The 7,582-nt window shown below is 39.8% G+C and carries 5 protein-coding genes; all 5 read right to left on the reverse strand.

The genetic code is table 11. The features are described from left to right. Positions 1-134 precede the first annotated feature (134 nt). The 5 genes from A2536_05665 to A2536_05685 all read right to left on the reverse strand — a co-directional run bounded on the left by A2536_05665 (position 135) and on the right by A2536_05685 (position 7,226). Positions 135-1,868, reverse strand: a complete 1,734-nt coding sequence (locus A2536_05665; protein OGF47837.1) for a hypothetical protein — start codon at positions 1,866-1,868, stop codon at positions 135-137. A 37-nt stretch (positions 1,869-1,905) separates the two neighbouring features. Further along, the gene (locus A2536_05670; GenBank protein OGF47838.1) at positions 1,906-2,625 is read right to left on the reverse strand and encodes a hypothetical protein; all 720 of its coding nucleotides are present in this window, start codon (positions 2,623-2,625) and stop codon (positions 1,906-1,908) included. Continuing rightward, on the reverse strand, positions 2,607-3,722 hold the full coding sequence (locus A2536_05675; GenBank protein OGF47839.1) for a lipid-A-disaccharide synthase: 1,116 nt from the start codon (positions 3,720-3,722) through the stop codon (positions 2,607-2,609). Before A2536_05675 ends, A2536_05670 begins: the two co-directional genes overlap by 19 nt. An 86-nt stretch (positions 3,723-3,808) precedes the next feature. Continuing rightward, a complete protein-coding gene (locus A2536_05680; GenBank protein ID OGF47840.1) occupies positions 3,809-4,864 on the reverse strand; it encodes a hypothetical protein in 1,056 nt (351 codons plus the stop codon). 283 nt (positions 4,865-5,147) lie between these two features. After that, entirely contained in the window at positions 5,148-7,226 is a 2,079-nt protein-coding gene (locus tag A2536_05685) for a hypothetical protein (GenBank protein OGF47841.1), read from the reverse strand. Positions 7,227-7,582 lie beyond the last annotated feature (356 nt).

Raw genomic sequence — 7,582 nt, forward strand, 5'->3', positions numbered from 1 at the left:
CTGGTCGGCTTTACCTTTGCCTGCACTGGACTTTCACCAGCTTAAACAAATACGCTTCCCTTGGCACACTAGAATTTAGTGCTTTATTCTTAGTAATTTACTCGTTCTTCCTAGCGCCCAGAACCCAGCACCTATCACTTTGCTTCGAATTGCATCTCATACAACTTCTTATACAACGGGCTTTCTGTTAACAATTCCTCATGTTTACCAACAGCTTTTATCTCGCCTTTATCCAGTACCACGATCTTGTCGGCTCTTATAATAGTAGATAAACGGTGGGCTATCACTATTGTAGTTCTCGACTTCATCAGTTTTTCCAAAGCATCCTGAACAAGTTTTTCAGACTCCGTATCCAAAGCAGATGTAGCTTCATCAAGAACAAGTATAGGCGGATTTTTTAAAATTGCTCTTGCTATAGAAAGGCGCTGTCTTTCACCGCCGGAGAGTTTTACCCCCCGCTCGCCTATTAACGTATCATAGCCATGCTGGGACTTGATGATAAAATCATGAGCGTTTGCCGCCTTTGCGGCATTTTCCACCTGAGTTAACGGAATATCCTGCCTGCCATAGGCGATATTACCTTTTATTGTATCGTTAAATAGTATGGTTTCCTGGGTAACAATCCCGATCTGATTTCTTATGGAACTCATTTTAAATATTTTTATATCTATATTATCAATTTCGATTACGCCCGAATTAATGTCGTAAAATCTTGGAAGTAAATCCGCAAGAGTGGATTTACCTGAACCTGAGGGGCCTACGATGGCAACAATTTCCCCTTTTTTTACAGTCATATTGATATTTTTTAACACCGGACGTTCTTTTATATATTCAAAATTTACGTTCTTATAAGATATTTCCTTTTCAAAAGAGGGCATAACAACGGCTTGTGATTCATCTTTAACCTCCTGAGGAGAATCAAGGAGTTGAAAAACACGTTCAGCCGAAGATAAAGCCTGCTGGATCTGAATATTAACCCCGTTTAAATTCCTGATGGGATTAAAGAGCATCATGAGCGCTGCGGCAAACGCCACAAATTCCCCGGTACTAAGAGTTCCGTTACTTATCTGATAGCCCCCCACCATAAGAAGAATTGAGATTGCAAATATTCCGATGAATTCATTAATGGGCTGAGACATGGCAGTTATCCTGACTGCTTTCATAAATGTATCAAAAAAAGAACGGTTTGCCTGCGCCAGTTTTTTATGTTCATACTCTTCCATCGCAAATGCTTTAACAATCCGGATATTTGAAATTCCTTCATGAGCTATTGAAGTTATCTCTCCGATCTTATTCTGGGAGTCCACGCTGATATAGCGGAGCCGCCGGCCAAAGCTATAAATAGGATATACAACAATGAGAATGCCGATTATTGCCAGCGAAGCAAGTTTCCAGTTCATCAAAAAGACCACAATAAGAAACCCAAAAAAATTCATGGATTCGCCGACAATTCCGGTGATGCTCATTACCGCATTTTGCATATTAACAACATCGTTTGTAATCCTTGAAAGGATTTGCCCGGTTTTATTTCTGGAGAAATAACCCAGAGAAAGATTTTGAACATGATCATATACGATATTTCTTATATCCATTATTATTCTCTGACCGGTATTATTTAACAAGTAATCTTTAATATAGAAGGAGACACCTTTAATAAAATACAACCCAACAAGCATAAAAGCTATATTTTTTATAGTCTCGAAAGCATTTTGGGGATTGGCTTTATTAAAGCCGTCATCAAAGAGAGGTTTTAGGAGATACATAGAAGCCCCGCCGCAAGCAGCAACAACAGCCATAAAAAAAACAGCCGTCAGCAACCTGGTTCTATACGGTTTTGCAAAGGAAAGTATTCTTTTTAGTATTTCCATTTCTTACCTTTTACCTGCACTGCCATTTTAGGCCTATCTATTTTATACCGCCAAGTGTCTTAACCCGGAGTAAAACTTTTCCAATACTTTCATTTATATTACCTGTAATTTCTCTTTCTTTCAACCTTAAAATATTCCAGCCGAGTTTTTTCAGCCGTTTATCCCTTAATTTATCTTTAAAAACCTGGCCTTTTTGCGAATGCCATTTCAGACTGTCACATTCTATATTTAAAGGAGCTTTTTTACAGAAAATAGCAAAATCAAGACGGTACTTTAAATTGTTTTCCAGCCGGACAGGATACTCGGACTTAAAGTTAACATCTTTACGGTTAAGAGCCTTTTTAATCATCTTCTCAATAGGCGCAACATCGTACAAATCTGTAACCTCAGCCGCTTTTTTTAATTTTGAAAGGCCGGTAAAGCCAAAGGAAACCCGAAGCCCGTTCTTATTTCTAATTGCCGGTTTTAGTTTGTTTATTTTCCCAAAGGAATACTTAAGATAGATATTTTTTGCGTTTATATTTCTGACTTCTCCGGGCAAAAGGTCTACTCTTCTCAGGCGAACCACTTTTTTTGGTTTGGCGTAATAATTTATCCTCCCGCCGCTAGCACCAAAAAGAGCCGGCTGATAAAAAGCAATAAAATCGAAGTTCTTACGGGGAAGTTTGTTTAAAGGAATACGGTACCATTTTTTCTTAAGTAATATTCTGAGGTCCCGCGGGTATTTTAATACTGCTATCAGGACAATTTTGCGCATTTTAATATTACTCCGGCGGTCTTTCTCATAATATTCTCGCCTTTCAAAGAGTCTGATAATTTTCGAAGCTCAAAAAGCATTTTTTCTTTTTCACCGGGATTTCCGAGGATTTTTCTGATCTCTGTTTCAATCTCCCTGGCGTTTGCCCTCTCCTGAATAAGTTCGGGAACAATCTGTTTGCCCGCGATAATATTCGGAAGGGTGGCAAAAGAAACTTTTGCCAGAAGGCGAAAGACAAACTCCGTCAGCTTGGATAGTTTATACACATTTACCATCGGTTTTTTCATCAAAGCGCCTTCGAGCGTGACCGTACCGGAAGTAAAAACAGCAATATCCGACGCTTCCATAACATCATAAGCCCTTCCTTCGATTACTTTTATAGGAACATTGCCCGGGTATTTATTTATCAGTTCTAGCGGAACAACCGGAGCCCTGCAGAGAATATACTCCACTTCTTTATAATTTTCAGTAAGCTTTACCATTTCAGGAAGAATGGTTTCAATCTCCTGTCTTCTGCTCCCCGGAAAAAGACCTACCACTGTTTTATCAAGAGGAAGTTCGAACTCTTTCCTTAATTCTTCTTTTGAACTTGAAGGTTTTGCCGCTTCGAAAAGTGGATGCCCAAAATACTCAACGGGCACGTTAATTTTCTCGTAAATCGCTTTTTCGAAAGGGAAAAGAACAATTGCCTGATCTACTACCTTCTTTATCGTCTTAATCCGGCCTTCATTCCAGGCCCAGACCTGAGGCATTATATAGTAGATAACTGTTACTCCTTCTTTCTTAAGAACTTTCGCCAGCCGGAGGTTAAAACCCGGATAATCCACGAGCACCACAGTTTTTATATTATTTTCTTTTATGTATTTAACAGTATTTTTTAGTATTTTCATCAGAGGAAAATACTTTTTTACTGCTTCAGAGATACCTATAACGGAGAACTCCACCAGATTACAAAAGAGCTTAGCTCCGGCTTCTTTCATTAATTTTCCGCCGTTTGCGTGTATATCTATATCCGGTTCCAGCTTCTTTAATTCCCTGATAATCTCCGCGCCGTAAACATCCGCCGAAGCATCCCCGACATTAATAAATATCTTCAAATTGTTTCTCCGTTTTTATCTGTGCCATCTCATTAGCAATCTCTTCAAAAGATCCGCCATACATAATTGGCGGATGTGTCATCAGGTCACACCGTGACCCACCGCTTCTTTTTATCCGACCGGAAACTTGCGTCAATATAATCCTGCACCCTCGCGCCGGTTGCAAAATCCCCCTGGTCATTCTTTCCGGATTTTACCCCGCTAATAAACCGCTGATACATATTCGGTGTTTCAGGAGCAATGAGCGTCTCCCAGGAATTTTTCTTGAGTGCATTATCCCCTTTGCAAATATGAAGCTCTTCGTAGGATGAACGTACATCATTCAGATAAACTTCAATAGCCCCTTTATCGCCGTAAACCCCGACTTTAAGGTCATTTGGATGCCCTGTAATAAATCTTGAAGCGAAAATGGAACCGACCGCTCCGTTGTCAAATTTAGACATAGTCACCACTGTATCGTTCGCATCAAATTTATTACCCATATAATCCCCGGGTGTTTTTTTAAAATTCTTAACAAGACTGTTAAGCTCCGCTATCCCTGTTCCTGCAATAAAAGTAGTAAGGTCATAAATATGGACACCTACATCGCCCAGCACTCCGTTTGAACCCATTTTTGTAGACAGTCTCCAGCCCCATTGCGAACCCGTTCTCCAATCACCCCACGCATTGCTTACAAGCCAGGATTGCTGGTATCTTGCTTCGATATGTTTTATATTGCCGATTTCCCCCTTTTTAATCAGTTTTGCGGCAAGCTGAGCCGCAGAACTGTTACGGTAGGAGAAGTTCACATTATTAATAACACCTTTCTTCTTTGCCATTTTTGCCATTTCCCAGGCATCTTTCGCATTAAGCGCAAGCGGTTTTTCACTGAGAACATGAAGTTTTTTTGAAAGCGCTTTCATCACCACAGGATGGTGGAACCTGTCGGAAGTTACAACAGAGACCGCATCCAGTTTTTCATTATCAAGCATATCTGAAACATCAGAGTAGCAGCTATTTACACCGTGATTTTCAGAGTATTTCTCGGCTTTTTCTTTATCCACATCACAGCAAGCAACAATCTCCACATCCTTTATCTTTTTGAAGTTTGTGGCATGTATATTGGCCATCGATCCCGTCCCGATTATCCCGAGTTTTATCATATTATTTGATCTCCTTTTTTAACTAGATTACACTGATACACAGAAATGCTGTTACTAAGGTCCCACGTTAACACGTTTTCACGTTTTAAATATAAATCTTCTTTAGAAACTTCGTACTTGATCTACCTTCTTTTGTTTTTTTAACCCGCCATCCGCCTAGGCGGATTTCGCAAAGCGTTATGGTTTGATATTTATACTTTGCTCAACTTGCAACGTTTTTTTTATTACATCCGTATAATATCACACTTGGACATATACTTCAAATCTTTATAGAATATTTTGCTTATTGTTTCCAAAAGCCTCCTTTCCAATTTGTACCGTTGAAAAGAGCGACAAATGCGCCTTTTTTCTTTACTTCTTTGAAAAAGACTGTTTTTCTGTCTTCTCCATAAACGAATTTTCCTTTATCAATGAAAAAGTTTTGATTGCCAAAGTTTCCGCCCAATACTACGCCACCACCGGCATAGAGAAGTGAATCCTTTCCTGCGATAATTCTTAAATTTTTGCTTTTTAATTCCGTAACTTTTAAAGTATTCTTAGGTCTGAAATCAGTAATATACTCTTCAAATTCCGAGGAATATACAAGAATATTCAGGCTGCTCATTCCTTTTTTATGAAGTAAGGGAAGGAGTTTTCTCTCGACCTCATAGGCATCAATTTTACCTTCTACATACAAGGCAGAAGCCTCTTTGCCGGAGATAACCAATACTGCTTTTGCATTTCTAAGAGCAAGCATGGTTATCTCCATTTCAGAATTTACGGTAAATACTTTCAGCCAGACAACAACCGAAAGAAGAACAAATAACAGGGAAGTAAAAGCCGGTTTTTCCTTGTAGAGACTTCTAAAATAGACAAGCGCAACTACTGAGATATAATAAACAGAAAATAATAGAACACCGGGAGAGGAAAAACGGAGCACGGAAAAAGAAAATCCGGAGAAGAACTCTACAACTTTGAACATAACCTTAACGGAGAGGGCATTTATAAAGCCCACCACGCTGCCGGCCGGTAAAAACAGCGTACCAAGAGCCGCTTGAAAAAATCCGGCTACGGTAGAAAACCAGACAAAAGGAGCTATGCAAAGGTTAGACGGAAGAGTCAGCGTCGAAAAGGAATTAAAATACAACACCGTTACCGGAGTGACAAATAATTGAGCAGACAAAGTCACCGCTATTGCCCCGCCCAACCAGCGCGGAAAAAACCACAGATACTCTTCTATTTTTGAAGCAAGTAAAATAAGACCAAGCGTGGAAATATAAGAAAGCTGGAAACCTATATCGAACAGTGTGTTTGGATCGAGAATAAGCATTAAAAACGCCGAAAGCGCCAAAAGATTAATAATATCCGCATCGCGTTCAAGAAGAACGGCCGTCAAAGCAAAAACACATATAATTGTCGCTCGCACAACAGAGGGAGAGCATCCGGTAATAAAACAAAAAATCAGCACAAAGAAAATACTGACGGCAGAAGAGAATTTCTTTCCGTATTTAAGCAGTCTCATAACAAAGAAAAATGCCGCCACCACAAGCGCAACGTTAAAACCTGAAACGGCGAGGATGTGGAATGTCCCGGTATCTCTAAATTGTTGTTTTCTCTCAAGAGAGAGAGCATCCTCTTCTCCAAGCAGAACCCCTTGAACAAGATATGCAGTTTCACCCGGAGTAGTTGCTTCTATTATTTTTAACAACCGGTGTTTGATGTTTATAGTCCAGGAAACAAAGAGATATTTTTCTCCAACACCTGTTTTTTCCAGGGAATCTCCGGCCCCCTGATCCACCGAGCCAAGAAGAAATATATTTTTTCTTTCAAGATACTTACGGTAATTAAACTCCCCGGGATTTTTCGGAGCCGAAGGAGCATGAAATCTGGCATAGACCGTCAATCTGTCGCCGTAATTTAGATCTCCATAATCTATTTTTTCTTTTAGCGTAATCTTGGCAAGTCCGCGGGTATATATTTTTTTGGGAGCATTTTTAAATTTAATACTCTCGACCTCAAATATTATACTCGCGCTCCCGCTGCTCCTGATTATATCCGGATCAGCCGCTATTTTACCCGAAAGTTCAGCCCTGCTGTAATCAAAGAGTTCCGTAAAGTTCTTTATATGATCCGAAGGATAGCTTGCTCGATAGCAGCAGTAGGGTACGGCAAGGAAGAAAACAATAAGCGCAATAAAAACAGTAACTTTTTTTCTTAACAGAACTAAGCCAAGGATTGAGGCCGCAAGAAATGAGAGCGAAGCAAAGGGATGTAATATTCCGCTTTCAAATACAACGATCCCCAGGATAAAAGAGACCGTTATATATAGAAAAGGACGTTTGTGAAATTCAATATCAATCAATTCGAGCAATTTGTTGAACATCTTCGTTTCACCCCGATAATGAAATTACTAAGTACCAATGACTATTGACTATTTGAGGAGGATATTTAAATTATTATGAACCTCTGCGGACTTATCCTCCTAAAAGATTGGCGGACAGGCTGTCCGGAGTTTCGGCGAGTGGAATTCAATTTATTATTCATGCCGCATTCATCCACGGAGTTACCTCCGTGGTTTTCTGCGGCATACTCGCCATAAAGGCGGAAGTTTTTTCCGCCCTCATAAAATAGTCACTTGTCATTCGTCATTCAGACTGTGTCGCAATTAAATTACTAACATGATATAATATGGCATATTCACTCCAAAGGAGCAAGCCATGTATCGCACTGGTGACAGAA

This window comes from Candidatus Firestonebacteria bacterium RIFOXYD2_FULL_39_29 (genome assembly GCA_001778375.1).
Taxonomy (GTDB): Bacteria; Oederibacteriota; D2-FULL-39-29; order D2-FULL-39-29; family D2-FULL-39-29; genus D2-FULL-39-29.

Coding starts and splice junctions, on each gene's coding strand:
- A2536_05665 (OGF47837.1), bottom strand. CDS start 1,868: ATGGAAATACTAAAAAGAATACTTTCCTTTGCAAAACCGTATAGAACC.
- A2536_05670 (OGF47838.1), bottom strand. CDS start 2,625: ATGCGCAAAATTGTCCTGATAGCAGTATTAAAATACCCGCGGGACCTC.
- A2536_05680 (OGF47840.1), bottom strand. CDS start 4,864: ATGATAAAACTCGGGATAATCGGGACGGGATCGATGGCCAATATACAT.
- A2536_05685 (OGF47841.1), bottom strand. CDS start 7,226: ATGTTCAACAAATTGCTCGAATTGATTGATATTGAATTTCACAAACGT.